Origin of the sequence: Achromobacter anxifer (genome assembly GCF_903652925.1) — a bacterium.
Lineage (GTDB): Bacteria > Pseudomonadota > Gammaproteobacteria > Burkholderiales > Burkholderiaceae_B > Achromobacter > Achromobacter anxifer.
This window is the reverse complement of the sequence record NZ_CAHLAR010000011.1, coordinates 160,564-176,342: the sequence shown is the minus strand read 5'-3', so window position 1 is coordinate 176,342 and position 15,779 is coordinate 160,564. Positions and strand designations below refer to the sequence as shown.

Here is a 15,779-nt window from a genome sequence, read left to right as displayed (position 1 = left end):
GGCTAGCAGCTGTCAAAGTCTGCTGTCCAAGTCCTGTTGGCGTCTCACTTCAAACAATGACCACTATCCTCCCGAACCTTCCCACCGGCCAGAAGGTCGGCATCGCCTTCTCCGGCGGCCTCGACACCAGCGCTGCGCTCCTGTGGATGCGCAATAACGGCGCCATCCCGTACGCCTACACCGCGAACCTGGGCCAGCCCGACGAGTCCGACTACGACGAGATCCCGCGCAAGGCCATGGCCTATGGCGCCGAAAAGGCCCGCCTGATCGACTGCCGCGCGCAGATGGTGGCCGAAGGCATCGCCGCCCTGCAATCGGGCGCGTTCCACATCTCCACCGCCGGCATCACCTACTTCAACACCACCCCCATCGGCCGCGCAGTGACCGGCACGATGCTGGTGGCCGCCATGAAGGAAGACGACGTCAACATCTGGGGCGACGGCAGCACCTTCAAGGGCAACGACATCGAGCGCTTCTACCGCTACGGTCTGCTGACCAACCCGGACCTGAAGATCTACAAGCCCTGGCTCGACCAGCGCTTCATCGACGAACTCGGCGGCCGCTCCGAAATGTCGGAGTACATGCGCCAGGCCGGCTTCGACTACAAGATGTCGGCTGAAAAGGCCTACTCCACCGACTCCAACCTGCTGGGCGCCACCCACGAAGCGAAGGACCTGGAGCACCTGAACTCCGGCATCCGCATCGTCAAGCCCATCATGGGCGTCGCGTTCTGGCGCGACGACGTCGCCGTCAAGGCCGAGGAAGTCACCGTCCGCTTCGAGGAAGGCCATCCGGTCGCCCTGAACGGCGTGGAATACAGCGACCCGGTCGAGCTGATGCTCGAAGCCAACCGCATCGGCGGCCGCCACGGCCTGGGCATGAGCGACCAGATCGAAAACCGCATCATCGAAGCCAAGAGCCGCGGCATCTACGAAGCCCCGGGCCTGGCCCTGCTGTTCATCGCCTACGAACGCCTGGTCACCGGCATCCACAACGAAGACACCATCGAGCAATACCGCGAAAGCGGCCGCAAGCTCGGCCGCCTGCTGTACCAGGGCCGCTGGTTCGACCCGCAAGCCATCATGCTGCGCGAAGCCGCCCAGCGCTGGGTCGCCCGCGCCGTCACCGGCGAAGTCACGATCGAACTGCGCCGCGGCAACGACTACTCGCTGCTGAACACCGAATCGCCCAACCTGACGTACGCGCCCGAGCGCCTGTCCATGGAAAAGGTCGAAAACGCCCCGTTCACGCCCGCGGACCGCATCGGCCAGCTCACCATGCGCAACCTCGACATCGTCGACACCCGCGGCAAGCTCTTCACCTACGTGAAGACCGGCCTGCTCGCCTCCTCCGGCAGCTCGCTGCCCCAGCTGAGCGACGAAGGCAAGAAGAAGTAATTCTTCAAGCCCAAAACCAGAAAGCCCTTCGGCATGCCGAAGGGCTTTTTGTTTGGAGCTGCGCCCACACCAACCGCAAGACACCGTGTAAGCCCCCAAAGGCCGCCCGCGCGGCCGGCCGGGGGCGGGCCCCGCAAGATCCTTCGCCACACCGAAACCAGTGGCAAGAACGCCAAGCACACCGCCCTGCCCAGCACCCGTGAAAATTCAGCAAACGGAGCCAGCGGCGCCGTGGGCCTGGGGCGAGCGGGGAGTCGATAAGCCCGAGGGAATCTGAAGGAGAGGCCGAAGGCCTTGACGAAGATGACGAAGGGGAAGCCCGGAGCGAAGGCTCCGGGCCGCAATCGTTGACCCGCTCGCCCCAGGCCCACGGCGCCGCTGGCGTCAAAAGAACTCAAAAACAGCCACTCAAAAACACGCAAGAGCAGCAGGCTAAAGCTCCACCTGCATCCCCATCTCCACCACCCGATTAGCCGGAATCTTGAAAAACTTAGTACTCCGAGTCGAGTTCCTGGCCATGAAGGAAAACACCGCCCGCCGCCACCGCCACAAGGCCGGCTTCTTCGCCGCCACCACCGTCTGCCGCGACAGGAAGTAGGAAGTCCGCATCGGCTCCAGATCGATCTCCGGATAAGCCTCGGCAACCAGCCGCAACGCCTCCGGCACGTCCGGATCTTCCTTGAAGCCGTAGTTGATCGTGGCCTGCCAGCTGGACGCCGACAGCTTATGCACGGAGAAACGCTCTTCCGGCGAAACATAGGGCACGTCCGCCACCAGAATCGTCAGGAACAGCACATGATCGTGCAGCACCTTGTTGTGCTTCAGGTTATGCAGCAGCGCCGGCGGCACGTTGCCGGAATTCATCGTCATGAAGATGGCCGTGCCCGGCACCCGCGACGGCGGATACTCCTCGAGCTGCGCCATGAACTCCTTGAGCGGCTGGCGGTCCCGCTGCTGCATTTCTGACAGCAACCGGCGGCCCCGGCGCCACGTCATCATCAGCGTGAACACCACGATGGCCACCAGGAGCGGCAACCAGCCGCCTTCGTGGATCTTGAACACGTTGGCGGAGAAGAGCAGCACGTCGAACAGCAGCAGCAAGCCCAGCACCACGAACCACACCAGGCGCTTGAGGCCCGTCGAACCGCGAGGCAACACCGCGAACGCGAGCACCGAGGTCGTCAGCATCGTCCCGGTCACCGCAAAGCCATAGGCCGCGGCCAGGTTGTCCGAATTGCGGAACATCAGCACCAGGATCAGCACCGCGCACAGCAGCAGCGCGTTGACCTGCGGCAGATAGATCTGCCCCTTCTCGATGGCCGAGGTATGCAGGATCTGCATGCGCGGCCAGAAGCCCAGTTGCACCGCCTGGCGCGTGACCGAATAGGCGCCCGAAATCACCGCCTGCGAAGCCACGATCGTCGCGACCGTGGCCAGCGCCACCAGCGGAGCCAGCCCCCACTCAGGCGCCATCATGAAAAAGGGATTGCGTATGGCCGTCGGATCGCGCAGCAACAGCGCGCCCTGACCGAAATAGCACAGCGTCAAGGCCGGCAGCACCATGCTGAACCAGGCGCGGCGGATCGCCGGACGGCCGAAATGGCCCATGTCCGCATACAGCGCCTCGGCGCCGGTCAGGGCCAGCACCACTGCCCCCAGCAGCACGAAGCTGATCCAGGGAAACTCGACAATGAAGCGCAGGCCCCACATCGGGTTCAGCGCACGCAGCACTTCCGGCGTCTGCCAGACCTGCCAGCCGCCCAGCGCGGCCAGCGTGCCGAACCACAGCAGCATGACCGGCCCGAACAGCTTGCCCATGGCGCCCGTGCCATGCGACTGGATCGCGAACAGGGCGACCAGTACCACCAGCGACAACGGCACGACCCAGGCGTCCAGTTGGTGCGACACGATGCTTATGCCCTCCAGCGCCGACAGCACCGAAATCGCCGGCGTGATCATGCTATCGCCGTAGAACAGCGCCGCGCCGAAGATGCCCAGCACAATAAGTACCCAGCGCAGCTTGCCCTCGCGCGCCCGCACCGCCAGTTCCAGCAGGGCCAGCGTGCCGCCCTCGCCGCGGTTGTCCGCGCGCAGCACCAGCATCACGTATTTGAACGACACCACCACCATCAGCATCCAGAACAGGATGGACAGCACGCCCAGCAGGTGGGCCGGCTCAAGGTCGGTGTGCACGCTCAGGCCCGTCAGACAGGCCCGCAACGTGTACAGGGGACTGGTGCCGATATCGCCGTACACCACGCCTAGCGCCCCCAGGATGAGGGCCGCCCGCGACGACGGCGCATGTCCGCCCAGTGCTTGCCCGTTGGACGAGGAAGGAACGCTGACCGAGCCCTGGCTCATGATGTAGGTTCTTGACGAGTGAGTTGGGCTCCCTTGCGGGGGCCGGGAAACACGACGGACAGCCGTGTTCCTGCAAAGTCCGGGCGGCTGGTGAGCTTCCACCAGGCGCCGTGCGCATGCGCGATCTCGCGCACGATGGCCAGTCCCAGGCCGGAACCGCCGGCAGTGGCCGTCGGTGACCGGTAGAAGGCTTCGAACACGCGTTCGCGCTCGTCGGGGGAAATACCCGGCCCATCGTCTTCCACCGTCAGCGACGGCGGATTGGCGCCGACGATCAGCGTAATACGGCCGGTCTCATTGCCGTAGCGCAACGCGTTGTCGATGAGGTTGCCCAGCAGTTCCGCCAGCAACAGCGGATCGGCGTCGATCCAGATGGGCGCGTCGGGCGCGACCAGGTCCAGTTCATAGCGCGCCTCGCGCACCCGCGGAAACCATTCAGCGCCATTCGCCCGCACCCATTCGCACAGGTCGACGCGCACGAAACTGTCTTGCGGGCGCGCATTGGGGTCGGCGCGCGCCAGGACCAGCAATTGCTGCCCCAGGCGGATCATGCGGTCGCTGACCGCCTTGATCCGTTCCGCGCGCGCCCGCACGTCGTCCGGCAAGGGGCGCGCCAGCATCAGCTCGGATTCCAGACGCAGGCCGGAAAGCGGCGTGCGCAGCTGGTGCGCGGCATGGCCGATGAAGCGGCGCTGCGCCGCCAGCGAGGCGTCCAGGCGCAGCAGCAGATCATTGGTGTGGGTGACCAGGGGCTCGATTTCGATCGGGACGCCGGCCACTTCCAGCGGCTGCATGTCATCGATGGAGCGCTGCCTGATCTCTTCGGACAGATGATTGACCGAACGCAGCCCGGAGCGCACGCCCTGCACCACCACCCAGGTGAACAGCGCGATCAGCGCGACCTGCCCCACCACCATCAGCCAGAAGAAATCTTCCAGCATCCAGAGCGACATGTCGATCTTGTGCGTGATGACCCAGGTGGCCGCCAGGTCCAGCAGGACCAGCAGCAGGATCGGCGGCATCAGGCGGATCACCAGATGCCGCGCGAGCGAACGGGAGGGGAGTAAGGGGCGTGAAACCGGGGAAGCGGTAGGAGTGCGTTCCTGCATCATGACGCAATGCCCTCGCCTAGGCGTTTGGATGCGCTCGGCCAGCGCAAACCGGCCGCGGCGGGCCCGTCAGGCCGTTTCCACATCCAGCATGTAGCCAAAGCCACGCACCGTCTGGATGCTGGCGCCCGTGCCTTCCAGGCGCTTGCGCAGGCGGTACACATAGACTTCGACGGCGTTTTCGCTGAAATCGGCGTCCCAGGCCGAAAGCGAGTTCACGATCTGGCGCTTGGTCACGACGCGGCCGACTCGGGCCATCAGCATTTCCAGCACCGAGAGCTCGCGCACCGACAGCGACAGCCGCTGGCCATTGGCGCGGACTTCGCGGCCGACGGTATCGAACACCAGCGGACCAACCTCGATCAGGGGCTGGGCCTGGCCGGCGCGGCGCCGGCCGAAGGCGCGCACGCGCGCCGCCAGCTCGGGCAGTTCAAAAGGTTTGGTGACGTAATCGTCGGCCCCGGCGTCCAGGCCGGCGACGCGATCCTCGATGCCATCGCGGGCGGTGAGGATCAGCACGGGGACCTGGTTGCCGTCCTGGCGCAATTGACGCAGCACGTCCAGCCCGCTCATACCTGGAAGATTGAGGTCGAGCAGCATCAGGTCGTAGGGCTGACCCGCGAGGGCGCCCAGAACCCGGTCGCCATCGGTCAGCCAGTCGACCGCATAGCCTTGGTCGGCCAGAAATTCCTGGAGCGCGTGGCCCAGGGTGGTGTCGTCTTCGATTACCAGAACTCGCATGCCGCGATTCTAGCGCGATCCCGGCAAGAACGGGGCGCGAATTGCGCCCCGATGCCGGGATCCGTTCAAGGCGCGGACGGAGCCGGGGCGGCTCCAGGCGCGGCGGGGGCTGCCGCGCCCGCGGCGGCGCCACCCGAAGGAGGCGTCGTAACGAACCCGATACGGGTCATGCCCGAACGGCGCGCCGAGGCCATGACCTTGGCCAGCGTTTCGTAGCGGGTGTTCTGATCCGCGCGGATGCGGATCTCGGGTTGCGGCTTGGTGCCGGCGATCGACTTGAAGCGGTTGGGCAGGTCGTCGATGTTGACCGGCTTCTCGTCCCAGAACAAGGCGCCGCTGGCATCGATGGCCAGATCGACGGTCTTGGGTTCTTCCTCGATCTGCTCGGCGGCCACCTGGGGCATGTTGATCTTGATCGAGTGCGCCAGCAGCGGCGCGGTGATGATGAAGATCACCAGCAGCACCAGCATCACGTCGATCAGGGGCACCATGTTGATCTCGGAAACCGTATGGCTTCCAGATCCTTTGCCCTCGAAGCTGCCAAAGGCCATTATTCGCTCCCGCGTTGAGCAGCGGCGCCGCTACCGTTCTGGCGGCGCAGGGCGCGCACCTTGCCGTCGGACAGCGCCACTTGCTGGCCGGTGGTCAGGAACGCGAACAGGTCATGCGCAAAGGCATCCAGGCGCGACAGGAACACGCGGTTGTTGCGCACGAAGGTGTTGTAGGCCAGCACCGCGGGAATGGCGACCGCCAGGCCCAGGCCCGTCATGATCAGCGCTTCGCCCACCGGACCGGCAATGCGGTTGATAGTCACGCCGTCGGACAGGCCGATGCCGACCAAGGCATGGTACACGCCCCAGACGGTGCCGAACAGGCCCACGAAAGGCGCCGTCGAACCCACCGAAGCCAGCACGGTCAGGCCGTTTTCCAGCTTGGCGGTTTCCTCGTCGATCACCTTGCGCATGGTGCGCGTGACGAAATCGGAGTTGCTGCCCGACTCTTCCAGCTTGGTGGCACCGAACTTGTTGTGGTGCGCCTGCGCGTGCATGGCATGGCTGGCCAGGTGCGAGAACGGATCGCGCGCGCCGTGGGTAACGATCTCGTTTTCCACCTGCTCAAGCGAGCTGGCGTTCCAGAACTTGTTCAGGAAGTCGGCCGAACGCTTGCGCATGCTGACGTTGCTGACCACCTTGACCAGGATCAGGTACCAGGTCACCAGCGACATCAGGATCAGGATGATGAACAGGCTCTTGCCGACGAAGTCGCTCTGCGCGACGAAGTGCAGGAAGCCCATGTCGGGAACGGCGGCGGAAGCCGGCGCTGCGGGAAGCGTGGGCAGCGCAGCGGCGGCGCCGTGCAGCGCGTCGGCCGACTGCTGGACGGCGCCGGCTGCTTGCTGGGCCGCGGCGCCCACGGTCGAGGCGGCTTGTTGGGCTGCGGGCGCGGCCGCAGCTGCGGCAGGCGCAGCGGCGGCAGCCGGCGCAGCCGGGCTGGTGGTCGCCTGCGCCACCAGGGTAGCGCTATGCAGTGCGTTGGACATCTCAGTTCCTCATTACGAAATCGAACGGAATTTTGGCTTTGGCGGGATAGGCCACGCCGTTACGGGTATACGGTTTGAAACGGCCCTTGCGGGCGGCGGCCAGCGCGGCTTCATCCAGGCGCGGGAAGCCCGACGACGTGTCGATGCTTGCCCGCTCGACCAGCCCCTGGGTATTGATCTCGACCAACACCAGCACCCGGCCCTCCTCCCGCATCCGGCGCGAAGCCATCGGATAATTGGGCATGGGGCGTGCTCCCTGGAACTCGATGCTGGAAACCAGCACCGGTTGGTCCGGCGGCGGCCCTTGCTGCGGCCCCTGAGGCGCCTGCGTGCCCTCGGGCGCACCGCTGGGCGGCGTCTGCTGAGGCGGCGTTTCCGGTTTGGGCTCGACCTTGGCTTCCTGCTTGGGTTGCGGTTTGGGCTTGGGTGGCGGCTTGGGCTTGGGTTTCGGCTTGGGCGCCGGCATCGGCGGTTTTTCAACCACTGGCTCGGGTTCGGGTTCTGGTTCCGGCTCGGGCTTGAGCTCGGGTTCCGGCTCGGGTTCGGGTTCAACCTCGGGCTGCGGCTCGGGCGGAGTTTCCGTCACGGGCTGCGGCACTTCGGGCGTGGGTTCGGCCTTGGCGATCTGGGGTACGGGCGCATCCACCACGCTCACCATGATGGCCTCGGGTTCCTCGAGTTCAGGACGGTTCTCGGGTGCCATGAAGATGGCGCCGATCACCGCCGCATGCAACGCCAGGACCGTCAGGCCGGCGCCTGCGCGTATACCGAATGAAGAGCGCGAAGAAGAATTCCAACCGGGTTGAAGACTAGGCATGAATCAGCCAGGGGTACATTGACTTATCCGGCCAGCCAGGAAAGACGCGCACGCAATGGCGACGCCGGCTGACCGGTACAAGCCCACGATAATATCTTAAATGCGAATGATTCGCACGTCCTATTTCATCTGAACCGGCCCCGCTTCCCGCAGGATGGGCAAGACTAGGACGACAGGAAGATCCCGGTAAGTTCCGACGGAAGCAATGAGAAGCGGCGCGCGTAGACATCGCCTACCGCACAGCGCGCGTCACGCGAGCACGCCGCCCAACGAACTCGTGCTGCGCGCCATGCGACCAGGCAACAAAAAACCCGCCACCGTGAAGTGTGCGGGTTTTGCATGTGCAGTGCTTTTGGTGGGTGCTACAGGGGTCGAACCTGTGACCTACGCCTTGTAAGGGCGCCGCTCTACCAACTGAGCTAAGCACCCTTTCTGATGCAGCCTCAAGACGAAATTCGCGAAAAATCCGTACAAGCAACTGCCAACCGGGGCACTCAAAAGCAATACGCGGGCCGGAGTATACCGGACCGCGCACTTGTCGGCAAATCGCTCGGCGCCAACGCCTGCGACCTGCCCGCCGCCTATCAGTTGACGGCATCCTTCAGGGCCTTGCCCGGACGGAACTTCGGCACCTTGGCCTTCTTGATCTTGATGGTTTCGCCGGTGCGCGGATTACGACCGGTGCGCGCGGCGCGAGCCGACACAGCGAACGTGCCAAAGCCAACCAACGTAACCGTACCGCCCTTCTTCAGGGTGGTCTTGACGGCACCGATCAGGGCGTCGAGCGAGCGACCAGCGGCAGCCTTCGAGATGTCGGCCTTGCTGGCGATGTGATCGATGAGTTCGGTTTTGTTCATTCAGGTGTACCCCTCACAAGGTATGGAGTCTGTCGGTAGTGCAGTTCATGGCCGTCATGATTGGACGCCGCTGAAGACGCAGGACCCGACAAACGACGAACAGACAGTGGATAAACTTTTTTCTTGCGCTGCGAAGCACAACTTTTAAACTGCTGCGCCGCCTAGATTCAATGGCAAATTGCCTTCAAATCATCAGCGACGCAGACGTGTATTAGGCCTTGGCGTGACGCGGCTGTCAAGCGAAAACCTCACCACAACCCGCGCCAATACTAGCTTTTAGACGTTTTCGCAATAAACAGAAACACGCATTTCGGGGTTTGCGCGACACCCCCGAACACGATCCTTAACATGCGTCAGACATCGGCCCATCGGCGCAGCAAATTGTGATAAATGCCGGTGAGCTGCACGATGGAAGGATGGCCCGCGGCATCCTGATTCAAGCGCTGTATGGCCACGTCCATGTCCAGCAGCAGCGCGCGCTGGCTGTCTTCGCGCACCAGGCTCTGCATCCAGAAGAAGGACGACACGCGCGCGCCGCGCGTCACCGGATTGACCTTGTGCAGGCTGGTGCCCGGATACAGCACCATGTGCCCCGCCGGCAGCTTCACCGCGCGCGGGCCGTAGGTATCGTCAATGACCAGCTCGCCGCCATCGTAGGAGTCGGGCTCGGAGAAGAACAGCGTGGCGGACAGATCGGTGCGCACGCGCTCGGCCGTGCCGGCGATGCCGCGCACCGCATTGTCCACGTGATAGCCAAAGGCCTCTCCGCCCTCATAGCGATTGAACAAGGGCGGGAAGATCTTGCGCGGCAACGCCGCCGACATGAACAGGTTGTTGCCCGCCAGGCGCTGCAGGATCAGGTTGCCCAGTTCCTGCGCCAGGGGATGCTGCTCCGGCAACTGGCGATTGCGCTTCACTTCGGCAGACTGGTAGCCGGCAGTGACCTTGCCATCCACCCAATCGGCCGCGTCCAGGCGGCGCCGGATCTCGGCCGCTTCTTCCGGCGTAAAAACTTCTGCTATCTGTATGAGCATGGACCTATTCCGATTGCGTTGCGGGCGCGGGCGCGCGCGACCGCGAGCCGCGCGCGTGCCGCATTATCCCTGCAGGCAACCGTTGAGCGCCTGATCGAAATCAAACAGCAGATCGGCCTCGTCCTCGATGCCCACCGACACGCGGATGAGGCTGTCCGCGATGCCCATCTGCTTGCGGCGCTCTGCCCCCATCTCGTAATAGATGGTGTGGGCGGCGGGCAGCGCCAGGCTGCGAGTATCGCCCAGATGGGTCGCCATGAGGACCACGCGCAAGCGGTTCAGGAAATCGAAGCAATCCACGCCATCGGCCAGCTCGACGCCCAGCAGGCCGCCAAAACGCGAACCGAACAGAGCCGCCGCGCGCGCGTGCTGCGGATGGCTGGCCAGGCCGGGATAGTGCACCTTGGCCACGCCGGGGTGCTCTTCGAGGAATCGCGCCAGCGCCAGCGCATTGGCGCAATGCTTGGCCATGCGCAGGGCCAGGGTCTCGGCGCCCACCGCGATGCGGTGCGCGGGCTCGGCCGCCAGCGTGCCGCCCATGTCGCGCAGACCCTTCTTCTTGATCTGCGTGAGCCCCCAGCTGGTGGACGGTCCCTTGCGGTAGGCATCGTAGATGTTGGCATAGCCCGACCAGTCGTACAGGCCGGTGTCCGTCACGGCGCCGCCCAGCGCATTGCCATGGCCGCCGATGTACTTCGACAGCGAATTCATCACCAGCGAGGCCCCGACCGACGCCGGGCGGAACATCCAGGGCGAGGTCAGCGTGTTGTCGACCACGTAGACCAGGCCTTTTTCGCGGCAGATCTCGCCGATCACGGCCAGGTCAGCAACTTGCGTACCCGGGTTGGCAATGGTCTCGGTGAACACCATGCGGGTATTGGGCTGGATTGCGGCGCGCACCTGCGAGGAATCCGTGGCGTCCACGAAGGTGATTTCCACGCCCAGTTCCAGCAGCGTGCCGAACAGGCTGTTGGTATTGCCGAACACGAACTGGCTGGACACCAGGTGATCGCCGCGGCGCAACAGCGTCGTGAAGATGGCGGCCAGCGCGGCCATGCCGGTCGCGAAGCTGACCGTGCCCTTGCCGCCTTCCATCTGGTTGACCTTGGCTTCCAGCGCGGTGGTGGTGGGCGTGCCCTGACGCGCGTAGGTGAAGCCCGCCTTGCCCTGGAACACCGCGGCCAGCTCGCGCGCGTCTTCGTAGGCGAACTCCGAGGACGGATGCATGGGCTTGTGCACCGCTCCGTGCTCGACGGATTGCTTGCGGTCGGAATGGAGGATCGTGGTGGTAAAGCCGTTCTGGTGCATGATGGGCTGACGCGAAGAAAAAATGGTCTACAAGACAGGAATAGGCAATCGGAGCAGATCAGGCGCGGCGCTGGCGCACGGTTTCGTACAGGCAGACTGCACTGGCCACGCTGACGTTCAGGCTTTCCACCGAACCCAGCATGGGGATGTTCACCAGCTGGTCGCAGGTTTCCCGGGTCAGGCGGCGCATGCCCTCGCCTTCCGCGCCCATGACCCAGGCCATGGGTTGGCGCGCATCGATCTGGTGCATGCTGTCGGTTGCCTGATCGTCGGTGCCCACCAGCCACACGCCGCGGTCCTTCAGGCTGCGCATGGTGCGCGCCAGATTGGTCACCATCAGATAGGGCACGGTGTCGGCGGCGCCGCACGCCACCCGCTGCACGGTCGCGTTCAGGCCGACGGCCCGGTCGCGCGGCGCGATGACCGCGTGCACGCCCGCCGCGTCGGCGGTGCGCAGGCAGGCGCCCAGATTGTGCGGATCGGTCACGCCATCAAGAATCAGCAGCAGCGGCGGGCCCTCGATGACGTCGAGCACCTCATCCACATCCACCGCCAGCTGGCGCTCTTCGGCCAACGCGACCACGCCCTGGTGGCGCGTGCCGCGCGACAGGCCGTCCAGGCGCTCCATGGGAACCGGATGCAGGCGGCAGCCCGCCTTTTCGGCCTGTTCGATGAACGTCTGCATCCGCTTGTCGCGGCGCGACGCCTCCACATAGATTTCCTTGATCGAGTCGGGCGCGTGGCGCAGCCGCGCGACAACCGCGTGAAACCCGGCCAGAACTTGGGTCGACGCCATAAATGCAATACCTTTAGATAAACGAATACCCGCCCCAGAGCGGGGCGGGTCACCGGACCAAACCGGGCATGGATGCAATGTTACCCCTTATGGCCTGACCGCCCAACGACGGCTTGGCCATAAGGGAAGCTCAGTGGCGCTTGTGAGCGGCCTTCTTGGCCGGCGCGGCGCGCTTGGACGCCTTGGGCGCACGGGGCGGCTTGCTGGCCTTCTTGGCCTCGGCGCGCCGCTCCTTCGCGGTCTGTCCCTTCAGCGCGGCAGGCTTGGGCGAAGCCGCCTTCTTCACGCGGCGGGAAGGCTCATCTGGTCCGCGGGCCGATGCCTTGCGCAAGGCATCGAAGCTCGTGCCCTGTACCAGGCGGAACTCGATGCGGCGCGCTTCCAGGTCCACACGCGATACCTGCACCTGTACCTTGTCGGTCAGGCGGTAGCGCATGCCGGTGCGTTCGCCACGCAACTCGTGCAGGGCGTCGTTGAACTGGAAGTACTCGCCGCCCAGTTCGGAAACGTGCACCAGCCCCTCGACATGCAGGGTGTCCAGCGTGACGAAGATGCCGAAACTGGCGACGCCGGTGACCGTGCCGCTGAAGTCCTCGCCCACGCGCTCCTTGACGAACCAGCACTTGAGCCAGGCCTCGACGTCGCGCGAGGCCTCGTCGGCGCGGCGCTCGCTGGCGGACAGGAGCAAGCCCATCTTTTCCCAGATGGCATGTTCGTGCTCGCGCTGCGTACGGCCTATCACCACAGGCTGGTCTTCCAGGCTGGGCACGTAGCGTTGGCCGGCCAGCAGCGCCTTGATGACGCGATGCGTCAGCAGGTCGGGATAGCGGCGGATGGGCGACGTGAAATGGCTGTAGCCGGGATAGGACAGACCGAAGTGGCCCATGTTGTCGGGGCTGTAGACCGCCTGCTGCATGGAGCGCAGGCACATGGTCTGCAGCAGCTGGTAGTCGGGACGGCCGCGCACCGAATCCAGGAAATCGCCATAGTCCTTGGCCGTGGGCGTTTCGCCGCCGCCCAGCGACAGGCCCATCGTGCGCAGGAATTCGCGCAGCGATTGCAGACGTTCGGGAGTGGGCCCTTCGTGGATGCGGTACAGGCCGGGATGCTTGCTGCGGGTCATGAAATCGGCCGCGCAGGTGTTGGCGGCCAGCATGCATTCCTCGATCAGCTTGTGGGCATCGTTGCGCACCGACGGCACGATCTGCTCGATGCGTCCCAGCTCGTTGCAGACGATCTTGGTCTCGACCGTGTCGAAGTCAATGGCGCCACGCTTCTTGCGCCCCTGGGCCAGCAGCTGATAAAGCTCATACAGGTGCTGGACCTGCGGCATGACGCTGCGCATGGCATGCGCGGCGGGGCCGCCAGGCTGCTGCAAGGCGGCCCAGATATTGGTATAGGTGGTGCGCGCATGCGAATGCATGACCGCGTTGTAGAACTGGTAGGCCGTGACCGTGCCGGCCTTGGCGCCGCTGGCGGGAATGACCATGTCGCAGACCAGCACCAGGCGGTCGACATCCGGGTTCAGCGAGCACAAGCCGTTGGAGAGCGATTCCGGCAGCATCGGAATTACCCGGCGCGGGAAGTACACGCTGGTGCCGCGCTCGACCGCGTCGTCGTCCAGCGCATCGCCCGGACGCACATAGTGGCTGACGTCGGCAATGGCCACCAGCAGTCGCCAGCCCGGGCGCTTGCGCTGGCCAGTGCCCAATTCCACGGGCTCGCAGTACACCGCGTCGTCGAAGTCGCGCGCATCTTCGCCGTCGATGGTGATCAGCGGCACGTCGCGCAGGTCCACGCGATCCTTGAGGTCGGCCTTGCGGACCACGTCCGGCAGGCGCGCGGCCTGCTTGCGGGCAGCTTCCGAGAATTCGACGGGCACGTCGAACTTGCGCACCGCGATCTCGATTTCCATGCCGGGGTCGTCGATCTCGCCCAGCACCTCGGCCACGCGGCCCAGCGGCTGCGTGTGGCGCGTCGGTTGTTCCATGATTTCCACCGCGACCACCTGCCCATGTTGGGCGCCATTGGTGTCGCTGGGAGGAATCAGGATGTCGTGTTTGATGCGCTGGTCCTCGGGCACGACGATGGACAGGCCGTGCTCATGCAGGAAGCGGCCCACCAATTTATTGGTGCGGCGTTCGATGACTTCGACAATGGTGCCTTCAGGCTTGCCGCGGTATTCGCCCGTGGGCTTGACCAGCACGCGGTCGCCATGCAGCACCTTGAGCATTTCGCGCGGCGACAGGAACAGGTCCGGGCCGCCATCGTCGCGCAGCAGGAAGCCGAAGCCGTCGCGGTGACCCAGCACCTTGCCGGCGACGAAGTCCAGCTTGGTCGCCAGCAGCAGCACGCCCTTGCGGTTGGGCATCAATTGCCCGTCGCGCTCCATCGCGCCCAGGCGGCGCTCAAACCCCACCATCGTCGCAGCGCGCTCGACGCCCATGCGTTCGGCCAGCTCCACCGGAGACAGCGGCGAGCCCGCGGCACGCAGCGCTTTCAGGATGGCTTCACGGGACGGGACATCAGGATCGAAGTCCGGCGGCGCTTCGGGCAAGGGTGTTGATCTGTTGTTATTCGATTCGTTATTCGATCGTTTTGCCAAAGCTAAAATTTCCGTATATAATGCGCAGCTTCTGTGGTTCGCCCAAGGCTGAACACTGAAGCAGAAAAAGGTTGGAAGGGTTCGGAACTTAGTTTACTTAACAAAGCAAAACAAAGTTCAAAACCCGGGTTTGGAAGCAAGTTGCTTAAAGATCCCATTGTAGAACCAACTGCACTCTGGAAGCATGTTTTAGTTAATGTGTTTTAACTGAAGCGATGCAACTAGGGCGGCAGCGTATCACATAGTTCTGACAGTATCTCTCAGTGCCCAGGTGGCGGAATTGGTAGACGCGCATGGTTCAGGTCCATGTGCCGCAAGGTGTGGAGGTTCGAGTCCTCTCCTGGGCACCACGGAATTTTTAATCAAGACACTGCAAGGCGGTCTTGATGCAAAGGCTAAAAAGCCCCGGAAATCGCAAGATTTCCGGGGCTTTTGCTTTTTACCCCTGCCACCCTTTCCTCAACGCCAGGGCACCTTGCGGTTCAAATGATGCCGCGCATAAAGGTCGGCGCCCATGCCTTCGATCTGCCCGTCGATCAAGGCTTCGAAGGGCCGCAGCAAGGCATCGAAATTCATCGGCGCCTCGATCGCATTCAAGGCATGCGTCACGGCCTCTATCGTGGAGAGCGCGCCCGCCACGTCGGCATGGCGCACGCGATAGCGCGTGGACAGGCCGGGAGGCAACATCACGCGCGGCAAGGCGGCAAGCCCGGGATTGATATGCAGCAGCTTGCGCGCGTGCCCCCAGGTGCCGTCGGGCACGATCAATCTGATCGGCGCGCCAAGGTCCCGCCCATAGCCCGGCGTCAACACCTCGGCGCCTTCGCCGGGAAACAGCAAGCGCGGCAGATGGCCGGGCAGCGCCCAATCACTCTCCGAAAAATATTCGCCGACGACGCGACGCGCTCCCGCCAATCCAAGCACGGCCAGCCTGGCCGTGTTCAAGGCGTGGCGCGCTTCGCTGGGATGCTGCAACACCACTACCTGAGTGCGGCAGGAAATCGAGGGAATCAGTGCGCACAAGCAGTGCGATCGAGGACGCAGACAACGCGTGCAGACGGTACGAGACATGGGGCGACACTATATCGAAAGTTCGAAAGCGGCCCGGCAGCAAAAAAATATGAAAAAAAAGCCACACGACTTGCACACTTCCAAAAAAGTGTGCATAATCTCATTCCTCTGCTGCTGAACAAGAAACAACGCGAAAGCGAAGC

13 protein-coding genes and 2 tRNA genes are annotated in these 15,779 nt (G+C 64.3%); 2 read left to right on the top strand and 13 right to left on the bottom strand.

Going from position 1 to position 15,779, the window contains the following annotated elements; translation table 11 throughout:
• Positions 1 to 56: 56 nt before the first annotated feature.
• On the top strand, positions 57 to 1,397 hold the full coding sequence (gene argG / locus HWY37_RS28180; RefSeq protein ID WP_013392627.1) for an argininosuccinate synthase: 1,341 nt from the start codon (positions 57 to 59) through the stop codon (positions 1,395 to 1,397).
• A 432-nt stretch (positions 1,398 to 1,829) separates the two neighbouring features.
• Here argG and HWY37_RS28175 read toward each other — a convergent pair whose 3' ends face one another.
• The 12 genes from HWY37_RS28175 to rnr form a co-directional block, all read right to left on the bottom strand.
• Positions 1,830 to 3,758, bottom strand: a complete 1,929-nt coding sequence (locus HWY37_RS28175; protein WP_175208580.1) for a potassium transporter Kup — start codon at positions 3,756 to 3,758, stop codon at positions 1,830 to 1,832.
• Positions 3,755 to 4,780 (bottom strand): sensor histidine kinase, encoded by a 1,026-nt coding sequence (locus HWY37_RS28170; protein ID WP_175208579.1) that lies wholly within the window; start codon positions 4,778 to 4,780, stop codon positions 3,755 to 3,757. The genes HWY37_RS28175 and HWY37_RS28170 overlap by 4 nt, the downstream gene beginning before the upstream one ends.
• Positions 4,781 to 4,936: 156 nt before the next feature.
• Positions 4,937 to 5,608, bottom strand: a complete 672-nt coding sequence (locus tag HWY37_RS28165; protein ID WP_024068289.1) for a response regulator transcription factor — start codon at positions 5,606 to 5,608, stop codon at positions 4,937 to 4,939.
• A 65-nt stretch (positions 5,609 to 5,673) separates the two neighbouring features.
• Positions 5,674 to 6,159, bottom strand: a complete 486-nt coding sequence (locus HWY37_RS28160) for an ExbD/TolR family protein (protein WP_175208578.1) — start codon at positions 6,157 to 6,159, stop codon at positions 5,674 to 5,676.
• A complete protein-coding gene (locus tag HWY37_RS28155) occupies positions 6,159 to 7,148 on the bottom strand; it encodes a MotA/TolQ/ExbB proton channel family protein (protein WP_176090311.1) in 990 nt (329 codons plus the stop codon). Before HWY37_RS28155 ends, HWY37_RS28160 begins: the two co-directional genes overlap by 1 nt.
• 1 nt (position 7,149) lies before the next feature.
• Positions 7,150 to 7,965, bottom strand: a complete 816-nt coding sequence (locus HWY37_RS28150; protein WP_175208249.1) for an energy transducer TonB — start codon at positions 7,963 to 7,965, stop codon at positions 7,150 to 7,152.
• A 353-nt stretch (positions 7,966 to 8,318) separates the two neighbouring features.
• A tRNA-Val gene (locus tag HWY37_RS28145) sits at positions 8,319 to 8,394 on the bottom strand.
• 155 nt (positions 8,395 to 8,549) lie between these two features.
• Positions 8,550 to 8,822, bottom strand: coding sequence for an HU family DNA-binding protein (locus tag HWY37_RS28140; RefSeq protein ID WP_003812968.1), 273 nt, complete (start codon positions 8,820 to 8,822; stop codon positions 8,550 to 8,552).
• A gap of 353 nt (positions 8,823 to 9,175) precedes the next feature.
• Positions 9,176 to 9,856, bottom strand: coding sequence for a Fe2+-dependent dioxygenase (locus HWY37_RS28135; RefSeq protein WP_175208250.1), 681 nt, complete (start codon positions 9,854 to 9,856; stop codon positions 9,176 to 9,178).
• Between the two features lie 63 nt (positions 9,857 to 9,919).
• Positions 9,920 to 11,164, bottom strand: a complete 1,245-nt coding sequence (locus tag HWY37_RS28130; RefSeq protein ID WP_175208251.1) for a cystathionine gamma-synthase family protein — start codon at positions 11,162 to 11,164, stop codon at positions 9,920 to 9,922.
• A 58-nt stretch (positions 11,165 to 11,222) separates the two neighbouring features.
• Entirely contained in the window at positions 11,223 to 11,960 is a 738-nt protein-coding gene (rlmB, locus tag HWY37_RS28125) for a 23S rRNA (guanosine(2251)-2'-O)-methyltransferase RlmB (protein WP_175208252.1), read from the bottom strand.
• Between the two features lie 130 nt (positions 11,961 to 12,090).
• The gene (rnr, locus tag HWY37_RS28120; RefSeq protein ID WP_175208253.1) at positions 12,091 to 14,565 is read right to left on the bottom strand and encodes a ribonuclease R; all 2,475 of its coding nucleotides are present in this window, start codon (positions 14,563 to 14,565) and stop codon (positions 12,091 to 12,093) included.
• A gap of 265 nt (positions 14,566 to 14,830) precedes the next feature.
• Between rnr and HWY37_RS28115 the strand changes: the two genes are divergently transcribed.
• Positions 14,831 to 14,915 (top strand) — tRNA-Leu (locus HWY37_RS28115).
• A gap of 109 nt (positions 14,916 to 15,024) precedes the next feature.
• On the opposite strand, the gene HWY37_RS28110 is transcribed toward HWY37_RS28115, so the two are convergent.
• Positions 15,025 to 15,636 (bottom strand): tRNA-uridine aminocarboxypropyltransferase, encoded by a 612-nt coding sequence (locus HWY37_RS28110; protein WP_176090310.1) that lies wholly within the window; start codon positions 15,634 to 15,636, stop codon positions 15,025 to 15,027.
• Between the last annotated feature and the right edge of the window lie 143 nt (positions 15,637 to 15,779).

Coding starts and splice junctions, on each gene's coding strand:
- HWY37_RS28130 (WP_175208251.1), bottom strand. CDS start 11,164: ATGCACCAGAACGGCTTTACCACCACGATCCTCCATTCCGACCGCAAG.
- HWY37_RS28140 (WP_003812968.1), bottom strand. CDS start 8,822: ATGAACAAAACCGAACTCATCGATCACATCGCCAGCAAGGCCGACATC.
- HWY37_RS28135 (WP_175208250.1), bottom strand. CDS start 9,856: ATGCTCATACAGATAGCAGAAGTTTTTACGCCGGAAGAAGCGGCCGAG.
- HWY37_RS28110 (WP_176090310.1), bottom strand. CDS start 15,636: ATGTCTCGTACCGTCTGCACGCGTTGTCTGCGTCCTCGATCGCACTGC.
- rlmB (WP_175208252.1), bottom strand. CDS start 11,960: ATGGCGTCGACCCAAGTTCTGGCCGGGTTTCACGCGGTTGTCGCGCGG.
- HWY37_RS28165 (WP_024068289.1), bottom strand. CDS start 5,608: ATGCGAGTTCTGGTAATCGAAGACGACACCACCCTGGGCCACGCGCTC.
- argG (WP_013392627.1), top strand. CDS start 57: ATGACCACTATCCTCCCGAACCTTCCCACCGGCCAGAAGGTCGGCATC.
- HWY37_RS28170 (WP_175208579.1), bottom strand. CDS start 4,780: ATGCCGCCGATCCTGCTGCTGGTCCTGCTGGACCTGGCGGCCACCTGG.
- HWY37_RS28155 (WP_176090311.1), bottom strand. CDS start 7,148: ATGTCCAACGCACTGCATAGCGCTACCCTGGTGGCGCAGGCGACCACC.
- HWY37_RS28160 (WP_175208578.1), bottom strand. CDS start 6,159: ATGGCCTTTGGCAGCTTCGAGGGCAAAGGATCTGGAAGCCATACGGTT.
- HWY37_RS28150 (WP_175208249.1), bottom strand. CDS start 7,965: ATGCCTAGTCTTCAACCCGGTTGGAATTCTTCTTCGCGCTCTTCATTC.
- HWY37_RS28175 (WP_175208580.1), bottom strand. CDS start 3,758: ATGAGCCAGGGCTCGGTCAGCGTTCCTTCCTCGTCCAACGGGCAAGCA.